26 protein-coding genes are annotated in these 24,278 nt (G+C 73.5%); 21 read left to right on the forward strand and 5 right to left on the reverse strand.

The features are described 5' to 3' along the window. Positions 1–69 precede the first annotated feature (69 nt). From ACA511_RS28150 to ACA511_RS28185, 8 genes are read left to right on the forward strand one after another with little or no spacing between them, the layout of a single operon-like run. Positions 70–909 carry a helix-turn-helix transcriptional regulator gene (locus tag ACA511_RS28150; RefSeq protein WP_375027640.1) on the forward strand — a complete coding sequence of 280 codons (840 nt, stop codon included), beginning with the start codon at positions 70–72 and terminating at the stop codon, positions 907–909. Beyond that, positions 906–2,318 carry a Fe-S cluster assembly protein SufB gene (sufB, locus tag ACA511_RS28155; RefSeq protein ID WP_375027641.1) on the forward strand — a complete coding sequence of 471 codons (1,413 nt, stop codon included), beginning with the start codon at positions 906–908 and terminating at the stop codon, positions 2,316–2,318. The genes ACA511_RS28150 and sufB overlap by 4 nt, the downstream gene beginning before the upstream one ends. Further along, on the forward strand, positions 2,318–3,466 hold the full coding sequence (gene sufD / locus ACA511_RS28160; protein WP_375027642.1) for a Fe-S cluster assembly protein SufD: 1,149 nt from the start codon (positions 2,318–2,320) through the stop codon (positions 3,464–3,466). Before sufB ends, sufD begins: the two co-directional genes overlap by 1 nt. Then, entirely contained in the window at positions 3,463–3,777 is a 315-nt protein-coding gene (locus ACA511_RS28165; protein ID WP_375027643.1) for a Rieske (2Fe-2S) protein, read from the forward strand. Before sufD ends, ACA511_RS28165 begins: the two co-directional genes overlap by 4 nt. 26 nt (positions 3,778–3,803) lie before the next feature. Then, positions 3,804–4,568, forward strand: coding sequence for a Fe-S cluster assembly ATPase SufC (gene sufC, locus ACA511_RS28170; RefSeq protein ID WP_375027644.1), 765 nt, complete (start codon positions 3,804–3,806; stop codon positions 4,566–4,568). Beyond that, positions 4,565–5,827: a cysteine desulfurase gene (locus ACA511_RS28175; RefSeq protein ID WP_375027645.1), complete on the forward strand. Its 1,263-nt coding sequence runs from the start codon at positions 4,565–4,567 to the stop codon at positions 5,825–5,827. Before sufC ends, ACA511_RS28175 begins: the two co-directional genes overlap by 4 nt. A gap of 43 nt (positions 5,828–5,870) precedes the next feature. After that, positions 5,871–6,329, forward strand: a complete 459-nt coding sequence (gene sufU, locus ACA511_RS28180; protein ID WP_375027646.1) for a Fe-S cluster assembly sulfur transfer protein SufU — start codon at positions 5,871–5,873, stop codon at positions 6,327–6,329. Further along, the gene (locus ACA511_RS28185) at positions 6,326–6,673 is read left to right on the forward strand and encodes a metal-sulfur cluster assembly factor (RefSeq protein ID WP_375027647.1); all 348 of its coding nucleotides are present in this window, start codon (positions 6,326–6,328) and stop codon (positions 6,671–6,673) included. The genes sufU and ACA511_RS28185 overlap by 4 nt, the downstream gene beginning before the upstream one ends. Before the next feature lie 149 nt (positions 6,674–6,822). Here the strand turns inward: ACA511_RS28185 and ACA511_RS28190 are convergent, their stop codons facing one another. Next, on the reverse strand, positions 6,823–7,383 hold the full coding sequence (locus ACA511_RS28190) for a hypothetical protein (RefSeq protein WP_375027648.1): 561 nt from the start codon (positions 7,381–7,383) through the stop codon (positions 6,823–6,825). A 131-nt stretch (positions 7,384–7,514) separates the two neighbouring features. Here ACA511_RS28190 and ACA511_RS28195 point away from each other — a divergent pair, with 131 nt between their 5' ends. Continuing rightward, positions 7,515–8,768 carry a sensor histidine kinase gene (locus ACA511_RS28195; RefSeq protein WP_375027649.1) on the forward strand — a complete coding sequence of 418 codons (1,254 nt, stop codon included), beginning with the start codon at positions 7,515–7,517 and terminating at the stop codon, positions 8,766–8,768. Beyond that, positions 8,765–9,442 (forward strand): response regulator, encoded by a 678-nt coding sequence (locus ACA511_RS28200; RefSeq protein WP_375027650.1) that lies wholly within the window; start codon positions 8,765–8,767, stop codon positions 9,440–9,442. The genes ACA511_RS28195 and ACA511_RS28200 overlap by 4 nt, the downstream gene beginning before the upstream one ends. Positions 9,443–9,505: 63 nt before the next feature. Here the strand turns inward: ACA511_RS28200 and ACA511_RS28205 are convergent, their stop codons facing one another. After that, positions 9,506–9,901, reverse strand: coding sequence for an ABC transporter permease (locus ACA511_RS28205; protein WP_375027651.1), 396 nt, complete (start codon positions 9,899–9,901; stop codon positions 9,506–9,508). Positions 9,902–9,969: 68 nt separating this feature from the next. Between ACA511_RS28205 and ACA511_RS28210 the strand changes: the two genes are divergently transcribed. The 3 genes from ACA511_RS28210 to ACA511_RS28220 are packed head-to-tail and all read left to right on the forward strand — an operon-like array spanning position 9,970 to position 12,026. Next, positions 9,970–10,608 (forward strand): AIM24 family protein, encoded by a 639-nt coding sequence (locus ACA511_RS28210; RefSeq protein ID WP_375027652.1) that lies wholly within the window; start codon positions 9,970–9,972, stop codon positions 10,606–10,608. Further along, positions 10,608–11,261, forward strand: coding sequence for an AIM24 family protein (locus tag ACA511_RS28215; protein ID WP_375027653.1), 654 nt, complete (start codon positions 10,608–10,610; stop codon positions 11,259–11,261). Before ACA511_RS28210 ends, ACA511_RS28215 begins: the two co-directional genes overlap by 1 nt. Before the next feature lie 3 nt (positions 11,262–11,264). Then, complete coding sequence (locus ACA511_RS28220) at positions 11,265–12,026, forward strand: AIM24 family protein (RefSeq protein WP_375027654.1); 762 nt, start codon at positions 11,265–11,267, stop codon at positions 12,024–12,026. 68 nt (positions 12,027–12,094) lie between these two features. Here ACA511_RS28220 and ACA511_RS28225 read toward each other — a convergent pair whose 3' ends face one another. Further along, positions 12,095–12,892, reverse strand: coding sequence for a VOC family protein (locus ACA511_RS28225; RefSeq protein WP_375027655.1), 798 nt, complete (start codon positions 12,890–12,892; stop codon positions 12,095–12,097). 312 nt (positions 12,893–13,204) lie between these two features. Here ACA511_RS28225 and ACA511_RS28230 point away from each other — a divergent pair, with 312 nt between their 5' ends. The 4 genes from ACA511_RS28230 (at position 13,205) to ACA511_RS28245 (ending at position 18,450) form a co-directional block, all read left to right on the forward strand. After that, positions 13,205–14,803: an ABC-F family ATP-binding cassette domain-containing protein gene (locus ACA511_RS28230; RefSeq protein WP_375027656.1), complete on the forward strand. Its 1,599-nt coding sequence runs from the start codon at positions 13,205–13,207 to the stop codon at positions 14,801–14,803. A gap of 116 nt (positions 14,804–14,919) precedes the next feature. After that, a complete protein-coding gene (locus tag ACA511_RS28235; RefSeq protein ID WP_021596738.1) occupies positions 14,920–15,132 on the forward strand; it encodes a helix-turn-helix domain-containing protein in 213 nt (70 codons plus the stop codon). A gap of 213 nt (positions 15,133–15,345) precedes the next feature. Continuing rightward, complete coding sequence (locus tag ACA511_RS28240) at positions 15,346–16,107, forward strand: enoyl-CoA hydratase/isomerase family protein (protein WP_375028075.1); 762 nt, start codon at positions 15,346–15,348, stop codon at positions 16,105–16,107. Between the two features lie 396 nt (positions 16,108–16,503). Beyond that, a complete protein-coding gene (locus ACA511_RS28245; RefSeq protein ID WP_375028076.1) occupies positions 16,504–18,450 on the forward strand; it encodes an ABC transporter ATP-binding protein in 1,947 nt (648 codons plus the stop codon). A 16-nt stretch (positions 18,451–18,466) separates the two neighbouring features. Here the strand turns inward: ACA511_RS28245 and ACA511_RS28250 are convergent, their stop codons facing one another. Then, positions 18,467–19,429 carry a sulfotransferase gene (locus tag ACA511_RS28250; RefSeq protein WP_375027657.1) on the reverse strand — a complete coding sequence of 321 codons (963 nt, stop codon included), beginning with the start codon at positions 19,427–19,429 and terminating at the stop codon, positions 18,467–18,469. Positions 19,430–19,564: 135 nt separating this feature from the next. Between ACA511_RS28250 and ACA511_RS28255 the strand changes: the two genes are divergently transcribed. The 4 genes from ACA511_RS28255 to ACA511_RS28270 all read left to right on the forward strand — a co-directional run bounded on the left by ACA511_RS28255 (position 19,565) and on the right by ACA511_RS28270 (position 23,613). Next, positions 19,565–20,332 carry an NAD-dependent deacetylase gene (locus tag ACA511_RS28255; RefSeq protein ID WP_375027658.1) on the forward strand — a complete coding sequence of 256 codons (768 nt, stop codon included), beginning with the start codon at positions 19,565–19,567 and terminating at the stop codon, positions 20,330–20,332. A gap of 88 nt (positions 20,333–20,420) precedes the next feature. Beyond that, positions 20,421–21,509 (forward strand): LD-carboxypeptidase, encoded by a 1,089-nt coding sequence (locus tag ACA511_RS28260; RefSeq protein ID WP_375027659.1) that lies wholly within the window; start codon positions 20,421–20,423, stop codon positions 21,507–21,509. Further along, entirely contained in the window at positions 21,506–22,396 is an 891-nt protein-coding gene (locus ACA511_RS28265; protein WP_375027660.1) for a hypothetical protein, read from the forward strand. The genes ACA511_RS28260 and ACA511_RS28265 overlap by 4 nt, the downstream gene beginning before the upstream one ends. An 89-nt stretch (positions 22,397–22,485) precedes the next feature. Beyond that, positions 22,486–23,613 (forward strand): glycerate kinase, encoded by a 1,128-nt coding sequence (locus ACA511_RS28270; protein ID WP_375027661.1) that lies wholly within the window; start codon positions 22,486–22,488, stop codon positions 23,611–23,613. Here ACA511_RS28270 and ACA511_RS28275 read toward each other — a convergent pair. Further along, positions 23,610–24,239, reverse strand: coding sequence for a YitT family protein (locus ACA511_RS28275; RefSeq protein ID WP_375027662.1), 630 nt, complete (start codon positions 24,237–24,239; stop codon positions 23,610–23,612). The two genes, ACA511_RS28270 and ACA511_RS28275, sit on opposite strands and share 4 nt — an antisense overlap. Between the last annotated feature and the right edge of the window lie 39 nt (positions 24,240–24,278).

Raw genomic sequence — 24,278 nt, forward strand, 5'->3', positions numbered from 1 at the left:
GTGAGCTACGACATCGGCGTTCCGGTGTTTCGGGGGAAGTAATTACGGCACACTGATGTTGTGAAATACGTGAGCGAGGATCAGACGACCACCGGGGCCGCCGCCGCGCGGCCTTCCGGCGCGCCGTCCGGTCACACCGAGCGCGACACCCGCGCGCGGGTGGCCCGGTTGATCCTCGAGCACGGCCCGGTCACGGCGTCCACGCTGGGGGAGCGCGTCGGCCTCACGCCGGCCGCGATCCGCCGGCACCTGGACGCGCTGCTGGCCGAGGGCATGATCGAGGTCCGCAAGGCGCGGGTGCCGCAGACCCGGCGCGGCCGGGGGCGTCCCGCCAAGTGGTTCGCCATCACCGACGCCGGCCGCAGCGCCTTCGTGCACGCCTACGACGACCTGGCGACCAGCGCGCTGCGCTTCCTCGCCGAGACGGCGGGCGAGCACGCGGTCGCCGAGTTCGCCCGGCGGCAGATCGCCGACCTGGAGCGCCGCTACCGGCCCGTCGTGCAGGACGCCTCGCCCCAGGCGCGGGTCCGCACGCTCGCCGAGGCCCTGTCGGGCGACGGCTACGCGGCCGCCGCGGCCAAGGCGCCCCAGCCGGGCGGCGGCGAGCAGCTCTGCCAGCACCACTGCCCGGTCGCGCACGTCGCCGCGGAGTTCCCGCAGCTGTGCGAGGCCGAGACCGAGGCGTTCAGCCGCCTGCTGGGCACCCCCGTCCAGCGGCTCGCCACGATCGCCCACGGCGACGGGATCTGCACCACCCACGTCAGCGCGCGCTCCCTGCGCGGGACGGACGGGTCCGGCGGTCCCGCCGCGAGCGTCGCCCCCGGCGGGGACGCGGGGGACGAGGACGCGGGGGCGTCCCCCGAGCACACACAGATCAGTAACGAGGAGTCCGGAGGGACGTCCCTATGACTACGGCAGCCCACCCTGAGCTAGAGGGGCTCGACAGGTACAAGTTCGGCTGGGCCGACTCGGACGAGGCCGGAGCCTCGGCCCGGCGAGGCCTGAACGAGGACGTCGTCCGCGGCATCTCGGGCAAGAAGAGCGAGCCCGAGTGGATGCTCGACCTGCGCCTGAAGGGGCTGCGGCTGTTCGGCAAGAAGCCGATGCCGACCTGGGGCTCCGACCTGTCGGACATCGACTTCGAGAACATCAAGTACTTCGTCCGCTCCACCGAGCAGCAGGCGACGTCCTGGGAGGAGCTCCCCGAGGACATCAAGAACACCTACGACAAGCTCGGCATCCCCGAGGCGGAGAAGCAGCGCCTCATCGCCGGCGTCGCCGCGCAGTACGAGTCGGAGGTCGTCTACCACAAGATCCGCGAGGACCTTGAGGAGAAGGGCGTCATCTTCGTCGACACCGACAGCGGCCTGCGCGAGCACCAGGAGATCTTCCAGGAGTACTTCGGCTCGGTGATCCCCGTCGGCGACAACAAGTTCGCCGCGCTCAACACCGCCGTGTGGTCGGGCGGCTCGTTCATCTACGTCCCGCCGGGCGTGCACGTCGAGATCCCGCTCCAGGCCTACTTCCGGATCAACACCGAGAACATGGGCCAGTTCGAGCGGACGCTGATCATCGCCGACGAGGGCTCCTACGTCCACTACGTCGAGGGCTGCACCGCGCCGATCTACAAGTCGGACTCGCTGCACTCCGCCGTCGTGGAGATCATCGTCAAGAAGGACGCCCGCGTCCGCTACACGACCATCCAGAACTGGTCGAACAACGTCTACAACCTGGTGACCAAGCGCGCCGTCGCCTACGAGGGCGCCACCATGGAGTGGGTCGACGGCAACATCGGCTCCAAGGTCACCATGAAGTACCCGGCCGTCTACCTGCTCGGCGAGCACGCCAAGGGCGAGACCCTGTCGATCGCGTTCGCCGGCGAGGACCAGCACCAGGACGCCGGCGCCAAGATGGTGCACGCCGCGCCCAACACCTCCTCCAGCATCATCTCCAAGTCGGTGGCGCGCGGCGGAGGCCGCACGTCCTACCGCGGGCTGGTGCAGATCCAGGAGGGCGCCTCGCACAGCAAGTCCACCGTCAAGTGCGACGCGCTGCTGGTCGACCAGATCAGCCGGTCCGACACCTACCCCTACGTCGACGTCCGCGAGGACGACGTCGAGATGGGCCACGAGGCGACCGTCTCCAAGGTGTCGGAGCAGCAGCTGTTCTACCTGATGAGCCGCGGCCTCACCGAGGACGAGGCGATGGCGATGATCGTGCGCGGGTTCGTCGAGCCCATCGCGCGGGAGCTGCCCATGGAGTACGCCCTCGAGCTGAACCGGCTGATCGAACTGCAGATGGAAGGAGCCGTCGGCTGATGGGGCTCGACACCGCATCGGACAAGCGGCCTCTCTCGACGCTGCACGAGAAGGCGTCCTTCGACGTCGCCGACTTCGAGGTGCCCACGGGCCGCGAGGAGGAGTGGCGGTTCACCCCGCTGCGCCGCCTCCGCGGCCTGCACAAGGGCACCGCCGAGGACGGCGGCAAGGTCCTGCTGGAGGTGGAGCCGGCCCCCGAGGTCACCGTCGAGACGGTGGGGCGCGACGACCCGCGCCTCGGCACGGCCTACGTGCCCGCCGACCGGGTCAGCGCCCAGGCGTGGAACTCCTTCACCGACGCCACCGTCGTGACCGTCCCGAAGGAGGCCGTCGCCACGGCGCCGACCGTCCTGCGGCTGCGCGGCGAGGACTCCTCGGCCGCCGCCTACGGCCACACCACCGTCCTGGTGGAGCCGTACGCCGAGGCCACCGTCGTGCTGGCGCACCGCGGCTCGGCGACCTACGCCGACAACGTCGAGTTCATCGTCGGCGACGGCGCCCGCCTGTCGGTGATCAGCCTCCAGGACTGGGCGGACGACGCCGTCCACGTGTCGCACCAGCACGCCCGCCTCGGCCGCGACGCCCGCTTCGTCTCGCACAACATCTCGCTCGGCGGCGACGTCGTGCGGATCTCGCCGTCCATCTCCTACGCCGAGCCCGGCGGCGACGCCGAGCTGTACGGGGTGTACTTCGTCGACGGCGGCCAGCACCTGGAGCACCGCCTCCTCGTCGACCACACCGTCCCGCACTGCCGCAGCCGCGTCGACTACCGCGGCGCCCTGCAGGACCGGGACGCGCACGCCGTCTGGATCGGCGACGTGATCATCCGCGCGGAGGCGGAGGGCACCGACACCTACGAGCTGAACCGCAACCTCGTCCTCACCGACGGGACGCGGGTCGACTCCGTGCCGAACCTGGAGATCCTCACCGGCGAGGTCGCCGGCGCCGGGCACGCCTCGGCGTCCGGGCGGCTGGACGACGAGCACCTGTTCTACCTGCAGGCGCGCGGCATCACCTTCGACGAGGCGCGCCGCATGGTCGTCCGCGGCTTCCTCGGCCAGCTGGTCGAGCGGATCGAGGTCGCCGAGGTCCGCGAGAAGGTCCGCGAGGCCATCGAGGAGGAGCTGGAGCAGGGGGCGGCTCGATGACGTTCACCAAGGTGTGCGCGCTGGAGGAGATCCCCGCCGACGGGGCGCTCGGCGTCGAGATCGACGACACGCCCGTCGCGGTCGTGCGCAGCGGCGACGACGTCTTCGCGCTGAGCGACATCTGCTCGCACGCCGAGGTCTCGCTCTCCGAGGGCGAGATCTACAACGGCACCATCGAGTGCTGGCTGCACGGGTCCTGCTTCGACCTGCGCAGCGGCAAGCCCACCAATCCGCCGGCCACGCAGCCGGTCGCCACCTACAAGGTCAAGGTCGAGGGCGGGGACGTCTACGTCTCGCTCGGCGACGACTGACCCCACGACGAAGGACAACACGCACTATGGCCACGCTAGAGATCCGCGACCTCCACGTCTCCGTCGGCGACGGCTCCGACGGAGCGAAGGAGATCCTGCGCGGGGTCGACCTGACCGTCCAGGCCGGCGAGACCCACGCCCTCATGGGGCCGAACGGCTCCGGCAAGTCGACCCTGGCCTACGCCGTCGCGGGCCACCCCAAGTACGCGGTGACCGCCGGCACCGTCACGCTGGACGGCGAGGACGTCCTCGCCATGTCCGTCGACGAGCGCGCCCGCGCCGGGCTGTTCCTCGCGATGCAGTACCCGGTCGAGGTGCCCGGCGTCTCGGTCTCCAACTTCCTGCGCTCGGCCGTGACCGCCGTCCGCGGCGAGGCCCCGAAGCTCCGCGAGTTCTCCAAGGAGATGAAGCAGGCGATGGACGACCTGTCCATCGACCCGGCGTTCGCGCAGCGCAGCCTGAACGAGGGCTTCTCCGGCGGTGAGAAGAAGCGGCACGAGATCCTCCAGCTGGAGATGCTCAAGCCGAAGGTCGCGATCCTGGACGAGACCGACTCCGGCCTCGACGTCGACGCCCTCAAGGTCGTCTCCGAGGGCGTGAACCGGTTCGCGGCCGGCGACACCGGCGTGCTGCTCATCACGCACTACACCCGCATCCTGCGGTACGTGAAGCCCGACTTCGTGCACGTGTTCGCCGCCGGGCGCGTCGTCGCCGAGGGCGGGCCCGAGCTGGCCGACGAGCTGGAGAACGAGGGCTACGAGAAGTACGCGAAGGCGGGCGCGACCCTATGACCATGCTGCCGGGGGAGCTGAAGAAGGACTTCCCGCTGCTGCGCCGCACGGTCCGCGGCGGGCGGCCGCTGGTGTACCTCGACTCGGGGGCGACCTCGCAGAAGCCCGTGCGCGTGCTGGACGCCGAGCGCGAGTTCTACGAGCGGCACAACGCGGCGCCGCACCGCGGGGCGCACCTGCTCGCCGAGGAGGCGACGGAGGCCTACGAGAACGCCCGCGCCTCGATCGCCCGGTTCATCGGCGCGGCGCCCGACGAGATCGTGTTCACCAAGAACGCCACCGAGGGCATCAACCTCGTCGCGTACGCGATGAGCAACGCCGCGACCGCCGGCCCGGAGGCCGCGCGGTTCGCGGTCGGCCCCGGCGACGAGGTCGTGGTGTCGGAGATGGAGCACCACGCGAACCTCGTCCCGTGGCAGCAGCTGTGCCGCCGCACCGGGGCGACGCTGCGCTGGTTCGGCATCACCGACGAGGGCCGGCTGGACCTTGAGCACCTCGACGACCTGGTCAACGAGCGCACCAGGATCGTGGCGCTGACGCACCAGTCGAACGTGCTCGGGACCGTTCCGCCGGTCGGGCGGATCGTCGAGCGGGCCCACGCGGTCGGCGCGCTCGTCCTGCTGGACGCCGCGCAGTCGGTGCCGCACCAGCCGGTCGACGTCACCGGGCTCGGCGCCGACTTCCTCGCGTTCTCCGGGCACAAGATGCTCGGCCCGACCGGCATCGGCGTCCTGTGGGGCCGGAGCGAGCTGCTGGCGGCGATGCCGCCGTTCATCACCGGCGGCTCCATGATCGAGGTCGTCCGCATGGAGGAGTCCACCTTCCTGCCGCCGCCGCAGCGGTTCGAGGCCGGCGTCCCGATGACCGCGCAGGCGGTCGGGCTCGGCGTCGCGTGCGACTACCTCGCCGAGATCGGCATGGACCGCGTCCACGCGCACGAGGAGGCCCTCGTCGGCTACTCCCTGGAGCGGCTCGGCGAGATCCCCGGCGTCCGGATCATCGGCCCCGGCACCACCGAGGCGCGCGGCGGCGCGGTCTCGTTCACCGTCGAGGACATCCACCCGCACGACGTCGGGCAGGTCCTCGACGACCTGGGCGTCGAGGTCCGGGTGGGCCACCACTGCGCGTGGCCGATCTGCCGGCGCTTCGGCATCCCGGCGACCACCCGCGCGACGTTCTACCTCTACAACACCCTCGCCGACGTGGACGCGCTCGCCGACGGGGTCAGGCACGCCCAGAAGTTCTTCGGAACACACTGACCCGCGGCCAGGTTGTAGCGGAAAAAGGCTTGGAAGGGGCCACATGCAGCTGGAGGCGATGTACCAGGAGGTCATCCTGGACCACTACCGCAACCCCCACCACAAGGGGTTGCGGGAGCCGTTCGAGGGTGAGGCGCACCACGTCAACCCGACCTGCGGTGACGAGGTGACGCTGCGCGTCCACCTGGACGGCGCCGGCCAGGACGCCACGGTCGCCGACGTCTCCTACGACGCCATGGGCTGCTCGATCAGCCAGGCCAGCGCCTCGGTGATGTCCGACCTCGTCATCGGCAAGCCGGTGAAGGAGGCGATGGCCGTCGGCGAGGAGTTCCTGGCGCTGATGCAGTCCCGCGGCCGGGAGATCGAGCTCGACGAGGACGTCCTGGAGGACGCCATCGCCTTCGCCGGGGTCTCGAAGTACCCCGCCAGGATCAAATGCGCCCTGCTCGCCTGGATGGCGTGGAAGGACGCGACCGCACGCGCACTCGGAGAGGCACCATGACCGACACTCCCGCGACCGACACGCCCGCGACCGGCTCGACCGTCCAGGAGGAAGAGATCCTGGAGGCCCTGAAGGACGTCGTCGACCCCGAACTCGGCATCAACGTCGTCGACCTCGGCCTGATCTACGGCGTCAACCTCGACGCCGAGGTCGCCACCCTCGACATGACGCTCACCAGCGCCGCCTGCCCGCTCACCGACGTGATCGAGGACCAGGCCCACAGCGCCCTGGAGGGCCTCGTCAAGGACGTCAAGATCAACTGGGTCTGGCTGCCGCCGTGGGGGCCCGACAAGATCACCGACGACGGCCGGGACCAGCTCCGCGCCCTCGGCTTCAACGTCTGACGTGTCCGGCGTGTGACGCACGGCCCCGCACGCACGGCCCCGCATGAGGGCCCCGCACGAGGGCCCCGCACGAGGCCGCGCCCCGGCCGGGGCCGCGGCCTCACGTGTGCCGGAGGGCCTGCGAGCGGTCCGGCCCCGTCCGGCGGCCGTCACTCCGGGCGCGCGTCGTCCGCGGCGCCCTTGGGCTTGGAGGGCCAGATGGTGTGGGTGATCGGCCAGAGGGACCAGATCGCCAGGACCACGCCCAGGCGCCCCAGCCAGCCGTGGAGGGCCTCGGTGCGGCCGGCGTCGCCGACGAGGCCGATCATCGCCAGCAGGAGGGCGCAGGCGACGGCCGTCGCGACGGCGGCCTTGCCGAACTCGCGCCACTCGTAGCGGGTGCGCGCCCAGCCGTGCTCCGGCCTGCCGCGCGGCGGCGGGCCTCCGGCGAAGCGGTGCGCGAAGCGCTCGTCGGCCCACCGGACCATGCTGTGGCCGAACGCGACCGAGTAGCCGAGGTAGGCGGCGGCCAGGCCGTGCCCGACGCCGGCGGTCGCCCCGTTCCGCAGGTCGGCCGCCGTGGCGGCGAGCAGCACCAGGTCGAGCAGCGGGACGCAGAGCAGGAGCACGGCCCCGGTGCGGCGCATGCGCAGCGGGTAGCGGGCGGCGAGGCCCGCGGCGAGGACGACCCAGAAGCCGATCTCGCAGCCGGCGATGACGGTGATGAGCACGCTTCCAGCGTGCTGGGCGCGGAACGGGGGATCGTCGTCCGCCGTGAGGTTTCCCGGGTCGTCCGAAGGATGTACGCGGGCTCCTCACCCGGGCGGACGAGGCATGCCGCGCGGGATGCTGAGATGGACCCGTGCACCTGATCCGGCGGGCGACCACGCGCCAGGACGCGCTGATCGTCGTGGCGGCGCTGGCCGGCGGGCTGCTGATGCTCGCGGCGCACGGCTACTCGACCTGGTCGGACGACTGGGACCCCGCGTTCTGGCTGCGGCTCGTCCCGCTGCTCGGGCTGTGCTCGGCGATGCTGCTGCGGCGGACGGCGCCGCTCACCGGGCTGGCGCTGGCGACCCCGTTCAACTTCGCCGACGTGGCGTTCGGGCCGAGCATCGCGACCGCGATGATCTACGGGGACGCGCTGTACGCGGCGAGCCTGTACGGGCGGCGGCGGACGGCGGAGTGGCTGCTCGGGGCGACCGCGCTCGCGTCGCTGGCGGTGGCGGCGGGCGCCGGGATCGGGCTGCGGGGCGTCGGGGTGGGCGTGGTGGCGGGCGCGGTCGCGGGGCTGGTCTGGGTGGCGCCGGTGCTGACCGCGATGGCCGTCCGCGAGCACCGGTTCCGGGCCGAGGCCGAGCGGCGGCGGGCGGAGGCCGAGTGGCGGCGGGCCGAGGCGGAGCGCGAGCGCGCCGAGCAGGTGGCGCGGCTGGCGGAGCTGGACCGGCGCGCCGCGGTGAACGCCGAGCGGGCCCGGATGGCCCGCGAGCTGCACGACGTGATCGCCAACCATCTGAGCGCGGTGGCGCTGCACTCCTCGGCGGTGCTGCGGGTGCACGACCTCGACCGGGACGAGGTCGAGCGCGCCATGGAGGTCATCCGGGAGAACAGCGTGCTGGGCCTCGCCGAGATGCGCCGGATGATCGGGCTGCTGCGCGAGGGCGCCGCCGACGACCCGGCGACCCGGCCGCGGCTCGCCGAGCTGGACCGGCTCGTCCGGCACACCGGCAGGTCCGACCTGTCGGCGTCCCTGGAGGTCGCGGGGGAGCCGCCGGACCTGCCCGCGGCGGTCGAGCTGGCCGCGTACCGGATCGTCCAGGAGTCGCTGACCAACGCGCTCAAGCACGCCGGGCCCGGCCGCGCCGAGGTCCGCGTCCGCTACGCCCGGCGGCGGGTCGTGATCGACGTGCTGAGCCCGCTCGGCCGGGACGGGTCCCGGCTGCCCGGCAGCGGCAGCGGCCTGGTCGGCATGCGCGAGCGCGCGGCGATGCTCGCCGGGGAGTTCGACGCGGGGCCCGACGGCGGCCGCTGGCGGGTGCACGCCGAACTGCCCGTCGACCACACCGACGCCGGAGACCCGGGGGCCGGCGACGGCGACGGGGAGGGGGAGCCGTGATCGAGGTGCTGGTCGCCGACGACCAGGCGGCGGTGCGCGCGGGCCTCGTGCTGATCCTGCGCGGCGCGCCGGACGTCCGGGTCGTCGGCGAGGCCGCCGACGGGGCGCGGGCGGTCGAGCTGGCCCGCGAGCTGCGCCCGGACGTGGTGCTCATGGACGTCCGCATGCCCCGCCTGGACGGCATCAGCGCGACCCGCGAGATCGCGGGGTTCACCGACGTCCTGGTCCTGACCACGTTCGACATGGACGAGTACGTGTTCGGCGCGCTGCGCGCCGGCGCCGCCGGCTTCCTGCTCAAGGACGTGGACGCCGACCGGCTCATCGAGGCCGTCCGGACGGTCGCGGCGGGCGACGGCATCATCGCCCCGCGGGTCACCCGGCGGCTGATCGGCGCGTTCGCGTCCCGTCCGGCGGTCCCGGCGGAGGCCCCCGGCCTGGACGAGCTGACGCCGCGCGAGCGCGAGGTGTTCGCCTGCCTGGGCGAGGGCCTGTCGAACGCGCAGATCGCGGCCCGCCTCGACATGGCGGAGACGACCACCAAGACGCACGTCAGCCGCATCCTCGGCAAGCTCGGGCTGGCCGGCCGGGTCCAGGCGGCCATCCTCGCGCAGGAAACGGTCGCCACCGGGCTTTCCGGGCATGATCCGCAGGGGAAGCGGCCGGACGCGCCCTGACGCCGCAGGGGCGTTCTCAGCGCGGCGCCGCCCCGGCCGCCCGCACATTGCCGGGCGGCGCGTTCAGAGGCTGCGGGTGCCGGCCAGGGCGGACAGCAGGTACGTCACGCCGGCGACGGCCGCGAGCCACGCGTAGGCGGTGACGTCGGAGCCGCGCAGCGCCTGGACGACGAGCGCGCCGACCACCGCGACGGTCAGCACGTCCCCGGTCATCGCGGCGGCGCGCAGGTGCGCGCGGGCGCGGGTGCCGGAGCCGAACCCGTCGCTGACCGGCAGCGCCGGCTCGTTGCGGCGGTAGGCGAGGCAGCCCGCGTATCCGGCGAGCGCGGCCAGCGCGACGAGGGCCGTCCCGGACCGCCCTTCGGCGGCCAGCACGGCCCCGACCACCACACCGGCGCCCAGGACGAGCCCTGGCACGGCCCACCGGCTGAGACTGCGGCGTTCGGGAGCGATCCACATGGTGCTCATCCTTCCCGATGTGCGCGCGAGCGGGACCGGCAACGCGCCGGGCTGTATCTTCTCGCTTCGTGGCGCAATTTCGATTGAACGGCTCGAAGATGCTCGCCGTCGACCTCGGCGGCGAGACCGTCCGGGCGCTGAACGGGTCCATGGTCGCCTACGAGGGCCAGATGGCGTTCAAGCGCCAGGGCATGACGGGCGGCGAGGGGCTGCGGGGCGCCCTCAAGCGGCGGATCGCGGGCGAGGGCATGACCCTCATGGAGATCACCGGGCAGGGGACGGTCTACCTGGCGAGCGAGGCGACGGAGGTCACGCTCGTCCAGCTCGCCGGCGACGCCCTGTTCGTGGAGTCGGAGAGCCTGCTGGCCCTCGACGGGAACCTGCAGACCGGCGTCCAGTTCGTCGGCCTGCGGGGCATGGGGACCGGCCAGGGCCTCGCCACCACGAAGGTGGAGGGGCACGGCACGGTCGCGATCCTGTCCGAGGGGCCGGCCATCGCGCTGGAGGTGACGCCGCAGACACCGCTGTGCGTCGACCCCCACGCCTACGTCTGCCACCACGGGCGGCTCCAGCAGGACGTGGTCACCGACGTCAACTGGCGGACGGTGATCGGCCAGGGATCGGGGGAGAGCGTGCAGTTCCGGTATCAGGGCCATGGGCTGGTCTACGTCCAGCCGGCCGAGCGCGGCGGAATTCTGGAGATCTGATGCCCGGGTACCAGTCGATCAACTCCAAGATGCTCCAGGTGCCGATCGGGCCGGGGCAGGAGGTCTACAGCAAGCGCGGCGCGATGCTCGGCTACACCGGGCCCGTGTCGTTCGCCCCGTCCGCCACGGCCGGGCAGGGCATCGGCGGCACCATCGGACGCGCCGTCGCCGGCGAGCGCAGCGCGATGATGCACGTGACCGGCCAGGGCAGCGTCCTGTTCGGGCACCGCGGGCTGGAGGTGACCGTCATCGAGCTGAACGGCGCCGACACCCTCTACGCCGAGGCCGACCGGCTGCTCGTGCACGACGCGGCCCTCCAGGTCGGGACGATGTTCATGGGCGAGCAGGGCGGCGTGCGCGGCATCGTGCGCGGCGCGGTCACCGGGCAGGGCCTGTTCACCACGACGCTGACCGGGCACGGCGCGTGCGCGCTGCTGTCGCACGGCGGCGTGATGGAGCTGCCGATCACCCCGCAGCGCGCCGTCCACGTCGACCCGCAGGCGTACGTGGCCCACCGCGGCCAGGTGCAGAACAAGCTGACCACCGCGGTCGGGGTGCGCGACCTGATCGGGCGCGGCTCCGGCGAGGGCTTCCAGCTGGAGCTGAGCGGCTCCGGCGTCGTCTACGTCCAGGCCAGCGAGAGGAAGATCTGACCCGTGAGCACGTTCGGCACGCAGACCTGGAACCCGCACACGCTCCCGTCCGACGACAACGTCAACCCGTACGCCTTCAGCGTCGACCTCAACGGGCAGTGGTTCGCGCAGAAGGGCAAGATGATCGCCTACTACGGGCAGATCAGGTTCGAGGCCCTGTCGGCGGGGCCGCTGGACTCCCTCGTCGCGCACACGTTCAACTCCCCGCTCTACGCGCAGGACTGGATCGTCGCGCAGGGGCAGGGCAAGCTCGTCCTCGCCGACCGCGGCTTCGACGTGAACTCCTTCGACCTGGAGAACGGGAACCTGACCGTCCGGGCCGGGAACCTGCTCGCGTTCGAGCCGGGCCTGGAGCTGAAGCAGTCGATCATCCCGGGGTTCCTGACGCTGATCGGCACCGGGCGGTTCGTGGCGGCCTCCAACGGGCCCGTCCACTTCGTCGAGCCGCCGATCAGGATCGACCCGCAGGCGCTGCTCGGCTGGGCCGACTGCCCGTCCCCCTGCCACCACTACGACCACTCCTACATGCGCGGGGCGTTCGGCGCCGCCCGGATGGCGTTCGGGATCGGCGGCCAGTCCGGCGAGGAGCACCAGTTCGACTTCACCGGCCAGGGCACCGTGCTGATGCAGTCGTCGGAGGCCGTGATGAACGAGGACGTCCTGCTGCGCGACCTCGAAGGCCAGATCGGGCTGGTCGGCACGTCCGGGCTCCAGCGGCTCCACCAGACGATCGGCCAGCGGATCGCGGCCGAGCGCCAGGGCTGATCTCCGGGGCCGGTCTCCGGGTTGGTCTCCCGGGGGCCCGGCGGCGGGCCGGCGCCCCCGGAGACCGGTCACGACCCGGGTTCGGGCGCCGGCTTCATCACGTGGAACGGCACCCCGAACGGGTCGCGGACGGACGCCGACCGCCCGTACGGGCTGTCGGCCGGCTCCGCGTCGACCGTGCCGCCGCCGGCGCGGACCCTGCGGACCGCCTCGTCGGCGTCGTCGACGGCGAAGTACGTCGCCCACGACGGGACGGGGTCGCCGCCCCCGCCGAGGACGAGGCCGGGGCCGCCGAGGATGCCGCCGATGTAGCGGCCGTCGCCCGCCCGCCGCAGGACGAGGTAGTCCATGTCGCCCGGCATCGGCTCCACCTCGTAGCCGAACACCGCCCGGTAGAACTCGCCGGCGGCCGCGGTGTCGGGCGTGACCAGCTCGTTCCAGACGAACGAGCCGGGCTCGTTGACGATCCGCGAACCCGGGTGGGAGCGGCCCCGCCAGAGGCCGAACTGCCCCCCCTGCGGGTCCTTCAGAACGGCCATGCGGCCCTGGTCCATGACGTCCATGGCCGGGACGACGACCTCCCCGCCGGCGTCGGCGGCGCGCTCGACGAGCCCGTCGCAGTCGTCGGCGGCGAAGTAGACGTTCCACCAGTACACGTCGGGCTGGTCCGCCGGGTTGGCCATCAGCCCGGCGACGGGCTCGCCGCGCAGCGTGCAGAGGTTGTAGTCGCCCCCCTCGGGGCCCGTGTCCTGGAACTGCCAGCCCAGGAGCGTCCCGTAGAACGTCTTGGCCCGGTCGAGGCCGGGGACGCCGATGTCGAGCCAGTTGGGCGTCCCGTCCGGTGGGTTGCTCGTGACTTGGGTCATCCGACTCACACTCCTTCGTGCCGGGACCGCGGTCCCGCCATCGTCCGCCGCACGCCCGCCACCACCCATCCTGGCCCCGGGACGGCCTTTCACACATCGCGTCCGCACCGGACCGGCATGGCCGGGAGCGGCCCCGCCGCCCTCCGGCCCCGCCGATCGGGCGGCGTGGACCGCTCGGCCGTCACGTACACTGGACGGATGGTTCCGCTCCCGAACTGACAGTGCGCCCGGCGCGCCCACGGTCGAAGGACCGCGCGGCGCGCCGTTTCGCGTGCCTGTCCACCGAGCCGTCCGTCAGGGGAGCCCTGTCAAGTGATCATTGCGAAAGACATCGAGCTGCGCGCCGGGCCCCGGCTGCTGATCGAGGCCGCCACGTTCCGGGTCAACCCCGGCGACCGGGTCGGCTTCGTGGGGCGCAACGGCGCCGGCAAGACCACCCTCACCAAGGTGCTGGCCGGGGAGGCGCAGCCCGCGCAGGGCGCCGTGACGTCCTCCGGCACGATCGGCTACCTCCCGCAGGACCCGCGCGACGTCGACCTGGACGAGCTGGCCCGCGACCGGATCCTGTCGGCCCGCGGGCTGGACGAGGTGATCCGCGAGCTGCGCGCCGCCGAGGACGCCATGGCCGCGACGACGGGCGCCGAGCGCGACCGGGCCGTCCGCCGCTACGGGCGCCTCGAAGAGCGCCTGCACGTGCTGGGCGGCTACAGCGCGGAGGCGGAGGCCGCCTCGATCGCCTCCAGCCTGGGCCTGCCGGACCGGGTGATGACCCAGCCGCTCGGGACGCTGTCGGGCGGCCAGCGGCGCCGCGTGGAGCTGGCGCGCATCCTGTTCTCCGGCGCCGACAGCCTGCTGCTGGACGAGCCGACCAACCACCTCGACGCCGACTCGATCGTCTGGCTGCGCGACTACCTGAAGGGCCACCAGGGCGGCCTCGTGGTGATCAGCCACGACGTCGAGCTGCTGGAGGCGGTCGTCAACCGGGTGTTCCACCTGGACGCCAACCGCAGCGCGATCGACATCTACAACGTCGGCTGGAAGAAGTACCTCGACCAGCGGGAGACCGACGAGCGGCGCCGCAAGCGCGAGTCGGCCAACGCGCACCGGCAGGCGTCCGCGCTGCTGTCGCAGGCCGACAAGATGCGCGCCAAGGCGACGAAGGCGAAGGCGGCCCAGCAGATGGACCGCCGCGCCCGGCAGCTCCTCGCGGGCGCCGAGGGCGAGCGGCAGGCCGACAAGGTGGCCAAAATCCGCTTCCCGGACCCGGCTCCGTGCGGCAAGACGCCCCTCACCGCGGAGGGTTTGTCGAAATCGTACGGATCTTTGGAGATTTTCACCGACGTGGACCTGGCCGTCGACCGGGGCAGCCGCGTCGTCATCCTGGGCCTGAACGGCGCGGGCAAGACGACGCTGCTGCGCCTGCTGGGCGGGGTCGACAAGCCCGACACGGGCGCGGTGGTGGCCGGCCACGGCCTGCGGATCGGCTACTACGCGCAGGAGCACGAGACCCTGGACGTCGAGCGGTCCGTCCTGGAGAACATGCAGTCGGCGGCGCCCGGCATGGCGCCGGTCGAGGTGCGCAAGATCCTCGGGTCGTTCCTGTTCTCCGGCGACGACGTCGACAAGCCCGCGGGCGTGCTGTCCGGCGGCGAGAAGACCCGGCTGGCACTGGCGATGCTCGTGGTGTCGAGCGCGAACGTCCTGCTGCTGGACGAGCCCACGAACAACCTCGACCCGGCCAGCCGCGAGGAGATCCTCGGCGCCCTGCGGACGTTCGCCGGGGCCATCGTCCTGGTGACCCACGACGAGGGCGCGGTGGAGGCGCTCTCACCGGAAAGAGTGATTTTGCTGCCGGATGGTGTGGAAGACATCTGGAGTGACGAGTTTGCCGATCTGGTGGCGCTCGCGTGACCTGCGAGGTGACTTCCGCAGATCTTTTCTGGCCGAGTGGGTAGCCGAACAGCCGGGAATGACTGATCATGGCGGGGGATAACGCAGCGGTCACCACATCACTACGGGAGGTACTCGTGGCCGAGACCCTTAAGAAGGGCACCCGCGTGACCGGTGCCGAGCGCGACAAGCTGGCGGCGGACCTGAAGAAGAGGTACGACTCCGGCGAGAGCATCCGCGCCCTGGCAGCCGCCACCGGCCGCTCGTACGGTTTCATCCACCGGATTCTGACCGAGTCCGGCGTCAACCTGCGCGGTCGCGGTGGTGCGACCCGGGGCAAGAAGTCCTGACCGGACCCCTGCCCCCGGGATGAGCGCACTGCCCGGTCCGGCGCCGCGAACGGCCGAGTAAGGTTCGGTCGCGGCGGCGGACCGGGCGAGCGGGTCCCGCCCCGTGGACGGCGGGGCGGGCCCGCCATGCTCGCGCCCGACCGGCGCGGGCACGCTCATCGAGAGGAAAGACCAGTGGGGGACGCGACAACGGCCGGGCGGCCGGAAACGGTCATGGCGGACGCCGACCTGGCGAAGGCCGGGCTGCGGCTGGAGGTGGACGGCGCCGTCGCGACCGTCACCCTGAACCGGCCCGAGCGGCGCAACGCCATGACGTTCGACACATGGCGGGGCCTGGCCGCCATCGGGCGCTCCCTGCCCGCGGACGTGCGCGTCGTCGTCCTGCGGGGCGAGGGCCCGTGCTTCTCGGCGGGCATCGACCTCGGCATGTTCTCCGGCGGGGGCGAGGGGTTCGCCGACGGCTCGGACGCCGCGGCCACCGACCGCTTCATCGCCGAGCTGCAGGAGGGCTACACCTGGCTGCGGCGCCCCGGCATCGTGACGGTCGCGGCCGTGCACGGGCACGCCATCGGCGGCGGTTTCCAGCTCGCGCTCGCGTGCGACATCCGCGTGGCCGCCGACGACGCCAGGTTCTGCATGAAGGAGCCCGCGCTCGGGCTCGTGCCGGACCTGACCGGCACCAAGCCGCTGGTGGAGATCGTCGGCATCGGGCGCGCGCTGGAGCTGTGCCTCACCGCGCGGACCGTGCTCGCCGACGAGGCGGCGCGGCTCGGGCTCGCCGAGATCGTCGTCCCGCGCGACGGCCTGGACGGCGCCGTCCGCGACCTGGTGGCCTCGCTGCTGGCGGTGAACCCCGGCGCGGCCGTGGCGACCAAGCGGCTGCTGTGGGAGGCCGCCGAGAACACCCTCGAGCAGCAGTGCGCCGCCGAGCGGCGCGAGCAGATCGGCCGCCTGCGGGAGATGTTCGGCAAGTGACCGCCGGAGGCGGGCCGGCCGGCCCGCCCTCCGCAGCACCCGCCTCGGCGGCTCGCGGCCGCCGCGCGCCGGTGGCGGCAGCACCCGGCCGCACCGCGACCCCGGTCCCGGCCGGGCGGCGCAGCGTGAATCCGTAGTCGGTCGGCGGCCGGATCACGCCGAGCCGGTGGCCGGTCTTCACGGTGCAGCCGGCGGGTTCGAGGTCCCACCGGAACGTGTACGCCTTCCCTGCCCCCTGGGGATGCCGATCACGGTCGCGCCGGCGGTTGTCCGGGGGCGGTTACGCCGTGAGCGGAGCCGGGAAGCCCGGCGGACGGGACGGCGTTGTGCCTCCGGATACTGAGATGCTTACTTGATTACGTCGATGACGTTGACGCGACGGAGGCAGATGTGGGAATGCCGGGAATGCCGGGCAGCGGCTGGCAGGTGATGGCCTCGTTCCGCAAGGACAGCTCGGTCACCCAGCAGAAGCTCAAGCCCGGCACCGTCGGCCGGATCGCCGGGTACGCCCGTCCCTACGTCCGCGAGCTGGTGGTCTTCCTCGCGCTGAACTCGCTGGCCGCGGTGATCGTCGTCGCGAACCCGCTGCTGCTGAAGTCGATCATCGACAGCGGCATCGTGCCCGGCCGGCAGGACGTCGTGATCTGGCTCGCCGTCGCGGTCGCGGGGCTCGCGCTGGTCGAGGCGGTGCTCGGCCTCGCGCAGCGCTGGTACTCGGCGCGGATCGGCGAGGGGCTCATCTACGACCTGCGCAGCCAGGTCTTCGCGCACGTCCAGCGGCAGCCGGTCGCGTTCTTCATGCGGGCGCAGACGGGTTCGCTCGTCAGCCGCCTCAACAACGACGTCATCGGCGCGCAGCGGGCCCTCACCACCACGCTGTCGTCGGTGGTGTCCAACGTGATCAGCCTGATCCTGGTGCTGGTCACCATGCTGATCCTGTCGTGGCAGGTGACGCTGATCGCGCTGCTGCTGCTCCCGATCTTCGTCCTGCCGGCCAAGTGGGTCGGCAAGCGACTGCAGCGCATCAGCCGCGAGCAGATGGTGCTCGACGCCGAGATGGGCTCGCTGATGACCGAGCGGTTCAACGTCGCCGGGGCGATGCTCGCCAAGCTGTACGGGCGGCCCGCCGAGGAGGAGGAGAACTTCTCCCGGCGCGCCGCGCGCGTCCGCGACATCGGGATCGTCGCCGCCATGTACGGGCGGGTGTTCTTCACCGCGCTCACGCTGGTCGCGGCGCTCGCCACCGCCATGGTCTACGGGGTGGGCGGCTTCCTGGTCGTCGGCGACACCCTCCAGCTCGGCACGCTCGTCGCCCTCGCCACCCTGATGACCCGGATGTACGGGCCGCTGACCGCGCTGTCCAACGTCCACGTCGACGTGATGACCGCCCTCGTCAGCTTCGACCGGGTGTTCGAGGTGCTCGACCTCAAGCCGCTGATCCGCGACCGCGAGGACGCTCGCGCGCTGGGCGCGACGCGCGCGCCGGCGGGGAACGGCGGCAAGCCGTCCCTGACGAAGGCGCCGTCGATCCAGTTCGACCACGTCCGGTTCGCCTACCCGGCGGCGGACGAGGTGTCGCTGGCCTCGCTGGAGTCGATCGCCCGCACCGACACCTCGCCCAGCCGCGAGGTCCTGCACGACGTCGACTTCCGCGCCGAGCCCGGGCAGCTCGTCGCGCTCGTCGGGCCGTCCGGCGCGGGCAAGTCGACGGTCACGCACCTGGTGTCGCGGCTGTACGACGTGTCGGCCGGCGCCGTCCGCGTCGGCGGCGCGGACGTCCGCGACGTGACCCTCGACTCGCTGCGCGCCGAGATCGGCGTGGTCAGCCAGGACGCCCACCTGTTCCACGACTCGATCCGGGAGAACATGCGCTACGCCCGCCCGGACGCCACCGACGAGGACATCTTCGCCGCCGTGGAGGCCGCGCACATCGGCGATCTCGTCGCCGACATGCCCGACGGGCTGGACACCGTCGTCGGCGACCGCGGCTACCGGCTGTCGGGCGGGGAGAAGCAGCGCCTCGCGATCGCCCGGCTGCTGCTCAAGGCGCCGTCCGTCGTCGTGCTGGACGAGGCCACCGCGCACCTGGACTCCGAGTCCGAGGCGGCGGTCCAGCGGGCGCTGCGCACCGCGCTCGCCGGCCGGACGTCGCTGGTGATCGCGCACCGGCTGTCCACGATCCGGGAGGCCGACCAGATCCTGGTCATCGAGAGCGGCCGGGTCGCCGAGCGCGGCCGGCACGAGGAGCTGCTGCTGGCGGGCGGCCTGTACGCCGAGCTGTACCGCACCCAGTTCTCCCACCAGCGGGACGAGCGGCAGACCGAGCCGCTGGGCGCCGAGTAGCCGCCCGGCCGGCGGCTCAGCCGTCCGGGCCGGTCCGGTAGCCGAGCCGCCGCAGCTCGGTGGCGGCCACCTTCGCGACCTGGGCGGCCTGCCGCGGGGTGAGCCGCTCGCGCCACGACCCCACCCCGCCGTCGTCGGCGTCGCCGGCCCTGACCAGGCCCGACAGCGACGACCGCGGGATCTGCGCGTCGAGGTGCCGGGCCAGGCGGGCGGCGACGTCGCGCGGCCGCGCCACCAGCTCCTCGTAGCGGACGGTGAGCAGCTGCTCCTCGGGGACCTGCTGGCGGAGCCGCGCGCTGAGCCGCACCGAGCCGCGCCAGCGCAGCGCGCACTTCACCGCGGTGGCCGCGCGCGGCCACCGGTTCCGGTCGGTGTGGTCCTCCACGCCGAGGAACGGGTTCGGGAACACCGTGTCGAGGTTGGCGAGGCCCGGCTTGAACCAGGCGAGGCAGCGCTCGTCGTCCAGCATGTCGGCGACGACGTCCCGGCCGTCCCGGATCACCTGGACGAGCTGGGCGTCGGGGAAGGCGTCGAGCAGCACGTCGGCGCTGTAGATCAGGTCGGGGGAGGCGTCGGCGAACCGGGCGAGGCCCTGCGCGTCCACGCAGGGCTCCGGCAGGTCGCCGTCGGGGACTGGGCGGCCGGGCGCGCCGGGCGGCCGGGGCGGCAGGCCGGCCATCCGGCGGCACTCGTCCGGGCACTGCGCGCAGGCCCGGGCCGAGACCTGCCACGCCTCGGCGTAGGCGTCCCGCAGCACCCGGGCGGCGCCCTTCCCGCGCTCGGTCGCGATCGAGGGCTGCCGCGCGAACGCGTAGGTGACGCGCAGGACGCCGGGACGGCCGGTGGTCAGGTGGAAGCCGGGGGACCGCTTGACCGCGCGCGCCAGCAGCTCCGCACCCGAGTGCGGAGCGCCCAGGATGAACACCGGGCGGCGGACCTTGGTACCGTTGATCACCAAGATGTGCGGCGTCGACCTCATACGAGGCACAGTTTGTCACCTTTTGGAGGCCGGTCGGTCCGTGACCCTGGGTAAGGGGCGGCCCGATACCCATCCGTTAACCGGGACCGGCGCGCGTCGCCTGGCCCACCGGGCGGCGCCGCCTACCATGTGAGGGTGGACGCTCCCCCGACGCTCGCCGAGCTTTTGCCCAAGGTCGAGTCGATCACCGTGCTGACCGGCGCCGGGATCTCCACCGACAGCGGGATCCCCGACTTCCGCGGCCCGCAGGGCGTCTGGACGAAGGACCCGGCGGCGGAGGCGACGGCCACGATCGGCGCCTACCTCGCCGACCCCGAGGTCCGGCGGCGCGCCTGGCGGTCCCGCCGCGACGACCCCGTCTGGGACGCCGAGCCCAACGCCGCGCACGGCGCCCTCGTCGAGCTGGAGCGGGCCGGCCGGCTGCGCGCGCTGATCACCCAGAACATCGACGGCCTGCACCAGCGCGCCGGATCGTCCGAGGCCGCGGTCATCGAGATCCACGGCACGGTGCGCGACGCCGTCTGCCTGTCCTGCGGCCTGCGCACCCCCATGCCCGAGGTCCTCGCCCGCCTCGGCGCCGGCGAGGACGACCCGCCCTGCGCCGAGTGCGGCGGCGTCCAGAAGTCCGCGACGATCTCCTTCGGCCAGGCCCTGGACGCCGACGTCCTGGACGCGGCGATCACCGCCGCCCGCTCCTGCGACCTGTTCCTCGCCGTCGGCACCTCGCTCACCGTGCAGCCCGCCGCCGGGCTGTGCCTGGAGGCGGTCGACGCCGGCGCCCGGCTGGTGATCATCAACGCCCAGGAGACGCCCTACGATGGGCTCGCCGACGCGGTCCTGCGGCGGCCGATCGGCGAGACGCTCCCGCGCCTCGCCGGCCTCGCGCTCGGCACGGCGCGATGATCTGTTGGCGGGTCGTGACCGGTCGCCCCTTCCACTGGCGTCCGGATCCTGACAAGCTCTACCCGTCGCGGTGCGAGGAGGGATCGGGTTGAAAAGCGGGGGCGCCCGCGCGGAGACGGCAGACGGGCCGCCTGCCGCGCCCGCCGTCGGCATGCCCGGCGGCCGCCGCCGGACCCGGAACACCCGCAGGTACCGCCGGTTGCGGCCGGGCGACCGGGTCGCGGTGATCGCGCCCAGCGGCCCCGCCGAGCCCGCCCGGCTGGCGGCCGGCCGCGCCGCCCTGCGCGGCCTCGGCCTTGACGCCGTGGTCGGAGAGCACGCCCTCGACCGTGTCAACCTCGGCGCTCCCGGGCCCGTCCGAGACGACTGGCACCGGCTGGCCGGAAGCGACGCCGACCGGGCCGCCGACCTGCAGGCCGCCTGGTGCGACCCGCGCGTCCGCGCCGTGGTCTGCGCGCGGGGCGGCTACGGCGCCACCCGCGTCCTGGACCACCTCGACTGGGACGCCCTCGGCGCCGCCGCGGACGCGTCCGCCGGCCCGAAGATCCTGCACGGCTCCAGCGACATCACCGCACTGCACACCGCCTTTGGAACGCGCCTAGGAGTCACCACGTCCTTCGGCCCCATGCCCGCCGGACTCCTCGCCGAGGACGAACCTGACGGCGCCACCCTCGCCTGCCTGCGCGCCGCCCTGTTCGGCGGCCCGGTGACCCTGCCCGGCACGCACGTCCTGCGGCCGGGGCGCGCGGAGGGGCCGCTCACCGGCGGCACCCTCTCGCTCCTCACGGCCCTGCTCGGCACCCCCTACGCCCCGCCGCCCGCCGCCGGCCGCATCGTCTTCCTGGAGGACGTCGCCGAGGCCCCCTACCGGATCGACCGGATGCTCGTCCAGCTCCTCCAGGCGGGCTGGTTCGACGGCGCGGCCGGCGTGGCGCTCGGCTCCTGGCGGGACTGCGGCGACCCCGCCGAGCTCGACGCGGTGTTCGCCGCCCGGCTCGGCCCGCTCGGCGTCCCGGTGCTGGCGGGCGTCCCCGCCGGGCACGGCCCGCGCCAGCTGACCCTCGAACTCGGCGCCCCCGCGGTGCTGACCGCCCCACCCGACCCCGCAGATCCGCACCCCGCCGTGCCGGAACCCGGCGCGCTCACCCTCGAAGCGCCCTCGGGAGGTGCGCGATGAGCGGCCGCCATGCCCGTCCCGAACCCTGGGACGACGGGACCCTCGATTCGCTGCTCGTACTGGTCGCCGAGAGCCTCGGCTACCGCTGCACCCACGCGCCCGGCGAGGTGATGCTGCTGGAGGGCGCGAACCGGCTGCACGTCAGCCTGCGCGACCTGCGGCAGCTCGCCCGGCTGGTGCCGCGCGACGACTGGCCCGCCCTGGTCTCCGACCACGTCACCACGATCGTCACCGCGATCGAGGAGCCGCTGGACCTCAGCGACTTCGACCTCGCCCAGCACCTGCTGCGCACCCGCATCTACCCGGCGGAGGCCGACAACGGCGTCCTCGCCGCCCGGCCGTTCGCGCCCGGCCTGATCGAGGCCGTGGTCGTCGACACGCCCACCACCGTGCGGACCGTCACCACCGAGGAGATGGACGGCTGGCCGGTCTCCGGCGACGCGCTGTTCATGCTCGGCCGCGCCAACGTCCGCGCCGACGGGCCCCTGCAGCTGGACGAGCAGGATCTCGGCGGCGTCCGCGTCTCCGTCCTGCACGGCTGGACGTTCTACGCCGTCACCCACCTGGCGTGGCTGGAGGAGTACCTGCCGATCGGCCCGTACGGGGCGCTGGTCATCGCGCCCAACCGCAGCCTCATCGTCGCCCACCCGCTCCGCATCTCCGAGGGGCACCCCAGGGCGCGCTACCGCGCGGCCGTGGCCGCGGCGACCGAGCTCCAGGCGCAGGCCCACCGCGCCTACGAGGAGGGGCCGGGCTCGCTCAGCCCGCACCTGTACTGGTGGCGCGCCGGTGAGCTGACCTACCTGGAGACCCGCTACGAGGGCGAGACGATGGTGCTGCCGGAGGAGTTCGCCTCCGTCCTCGCCACGCTGGCCGCCGAGCACTGAGCGATGACCGCAGCGGAGCGCCGGCGCGGCGCTGCCCACCGACCGGCGCCGCGCGGAGGTCCGGGGGACGTCCACCGGAGGCGGTGCTGATGCGGGTCGTCGTCGCGCCCGACTCGTTCAAGGGCAGCCTGTCCGCCGCCGAGGTGTGCGCCGCCGTCGGGGCGGGCGTGCGCCGGGCCGCGCCGCGCGCCGAGGTGGTCGCGGTGCCGATGGCGGACGGCGGCGAGGGCACCCTCGACTGCTTCCTGCGCGCCCGCGCCGGGGACGCGGTGGAGGTCGCCGCCACCGACCCGCTGGGGCGCCCGGTCAAGGCCCGCTACGCCCTGTCCGGCGACGGGCGGTCCGCGGTGGTGGAGCTGGCGGCCGCGTCCGGGCTGCCGCTGGTCGAGGACGTCCCGCCCGACCCGCTGAACGCCGCCACGACCGGCACCGGCGAGCTGATCGCGGACGCGGTCCGGCGCGGCGCCCGCGACGTGCTCGTGTGCATCGGCGGCAGCGCCAGCACCGACGGCGGCGCCGGGCTGCTGCGCGCCCTCGGCGTCCGCTTCCTCGACGCCGCCGGCGGCGAGCTGCCGCAGGGCGGCGCGGCCCTCGCCCGGCTCGCCTCGATCGACGACTCGGGGGTGCCGGACGCGGTCCGCGCGACCCGGTTCCGCGTCGCCTGCGACGTCACCAACCCGCTCGTCGGGCCGGACGGCGCCGCCGCCGTGTTCGGCCCGCAGAAGGGCGCGTCGCCCGGCCAGGTCGCCGAGCTGGACGCCGCCCTCACCGTCTTCGCGGACGTGCTGGCCGCCGCCGGCGGGCCCCGCGTCCACGACCTGCCCGGCGCGGGCGCGGCGGGCGGCACCTGCGGCGGGCTCGTGGGGGCGCTCGGCGCCGAGCCGTCCGGCGGGGCCCTCCTCGTCGCCGAGGCGGTCGGGCTCCCGTCCGCGCTAGACGGCGCGGACCTCGTCATCACCGGCGAGGGCCGCGTGGACGGGCAGAGCGCGGCCGGGAAGGTCGTCTCCGCCGTCGCCGCCCTCGCGCGCGGCCGCGGCGTTCCGTGCATCGCGCTGGCCGGCGGCGTGGCGGGGCCGCTGGACGAGCTGCACGCGCTCGGCCTCACCGCCGCGTTCAGCCTCGCCGACGGCCCCCGCACGCTGGCGGAGCTGAAGGCGGACGCCGCTCCGCTCCTGGCCGCCGTCGCCGAGCAGGCCGTCCGCCTCCGCGCGGGTTAGGCGGGGGCGGGCTCCGGCTCCGGTTCGGGGGCGGGCTCCGGGGCCGGCGCCTTGATCGTCAGCATCGGCAGGAAGACGTGCGTCAGCGGGCCGATCGCGACCGCGTAGAGGAGCGTCCCGATGCCGACGGTGCCGCCGAGCAGCCAGCCCGCGGCGAGCACGGTCAGCTCGATCGCGGTCCGGACCACGCGGAGCGAGCGGCCCCGGGCGGCGATCCCGGTCATCAGCCCGTCGCGCGGGCCCGGACCGAGGCCCGCGCCGATGTAGCAGCCGGTGGCGACGCCGCCGGCGAGCACCCCGGCGAGGAGGCAGGCCCAGCGGGCCGCCAGCGCGTCGGGTGCGGGCAGCAGCCACAGGAAAAGGTCGGCGAACACGCCGACGAGGACGACGTTGCTGACCGTCCCGATCCCGGGCCGCTGCCGCAGCGGGATCCACGCGAGCATCACCACCGCGCCCGCGATGATGATCCACATGCCGATGGAGAGGCCGAAGCGGCGGGAGAGGCCCTGGTGGAAGACGTCCCACGGGTCGTTGCCGAGACCGGACGACACCTGGAGGGCGATGCCCAGCCCGTACAAGGCCAATCCGACGTAGAGTTGCACGAGCCGCCGTGCCATCAAGGCCATTATCCGCTCCTAGAACCGTGAGTGGCCGCTTTCGAATCC

This window comes from Actinomadura sp. GTD37 (assembly GCF_041951365.1).
Lineage (GTDB): Bacteria > Actinomycetota > Actinomycetes > Streptosporangiales > Streptosporangiaceae > Spirillospora.

Bases quoted from the DNA above. Each gene is read 5' to 3' on its own strand.
- ACA511_RS28215 (WP_375027653.1), top strand. From the start codon at position 10,608: ATGCCCGGGTACCAGTCGATCAACTCCAAGATGCTCCAGGTGCCGATC.
- sufC (WP_375027644.1), top strand. From the start codon at position 3,804: ATGGCCACGCTAGAGATCCGCGACCTCCACGTCTCCGTCGGCGACGGC.
- ACA511_RS28250 (WP_375027657.1), bottom strand. From the start codon at position 19,429: ATGAGGTCGACGCCGCACATCTTGGTGATCAACGGTACCAAGGTCCGC.
- ACA511_RS28175 (WP_375027645.1), top strand. From the start codon at position 4,565: ATGACCATGCTGCCGGGGGAGCTGAAGAAGGACTTCCCGCTGCTGCGC.
- ACA511_RS28165 (WP_375027643.1), top strand. From the start codon at position 3,463: ATGACGTTCACCAAGGTGTGCGCGCTGGAGGAGATCCCCGCCGACGGG.
- ACA511_RS28205 (WP_375027651.1), bottom strand. From the start codon at position 9,901: ATGTGGATCGCTCCCGAACGCCGCAGTCTCAGCCGGTGGGCCGTGCCA.
- ACA511_RS28185 (WP_375027647.1), top strand. From the start codon at position 6,326: ATGACCGACACTCCCGCGACCGACACGCCCGCGACCGGCTCGACCGTC.
- sufB (WP_375027641.1), top strand. From the start codon at position 906: ATGACTACGGCAGCCCACCCTGAGCTAGAGGGGCTCGACAGGTACAAG.
- ACA511_RS28225 (WP_375027655.1), bottom strand. From the start codon at position 12,892: ATGACCCAAGTCACGAGCAACCCACCGGACGGGACGCCCAACTGGCTC.
- ACA511_RS28240 (WP_375028075.1), top strand. From the start codon at position 15,346: ATGGCGGACGCCGACCTGGCGAAGGCCGGGCTGCGGCTGGAGGTGGAC.
- ACA511_RS28245 (WP_375028076.1), top strand. From the start codon at position 16,504: ATGCCGGGAATGCCGGGCAGCGGCTGGCAGGTGATGGCCTCGTTCCGC.
- sufU (WP_375027646.1), top strand. From the start codon at position 5,871: ATGCAGCTGGAGGCGATGTACCAGGAGGTCATCCTGGACCACTACCGC.
- ACA511_RS28270 (WP_375027661.1), top strand. From the start codon at position 22,486: ATGCGGGTCGTCGTCGCGCCCGACTCGTTCAAGGGCAGCCTGTCCGCC.
- ACA511_RS28275 (WP_375027662.1), bottom strand. From the start codon at position 24,239: ATGGCCTTGATGGCACGGCGGCTCGTGCAACTCTACGTCGGATTGGCC.
- ACA511_RS28265 (WP_375027660.1), top strand. From the start codon at position 21,506: ATGAGCGGCCGCCATGCCCGTCCCGAACCCTGGGACGACGGGACCCTC.
- sufD (WP_375027642.1), top strand. From the start codon at position 2,318: ATGGGGCTCGACACCGCATCGGACAAGCGGCCTCTCTCGACGCTGCAC.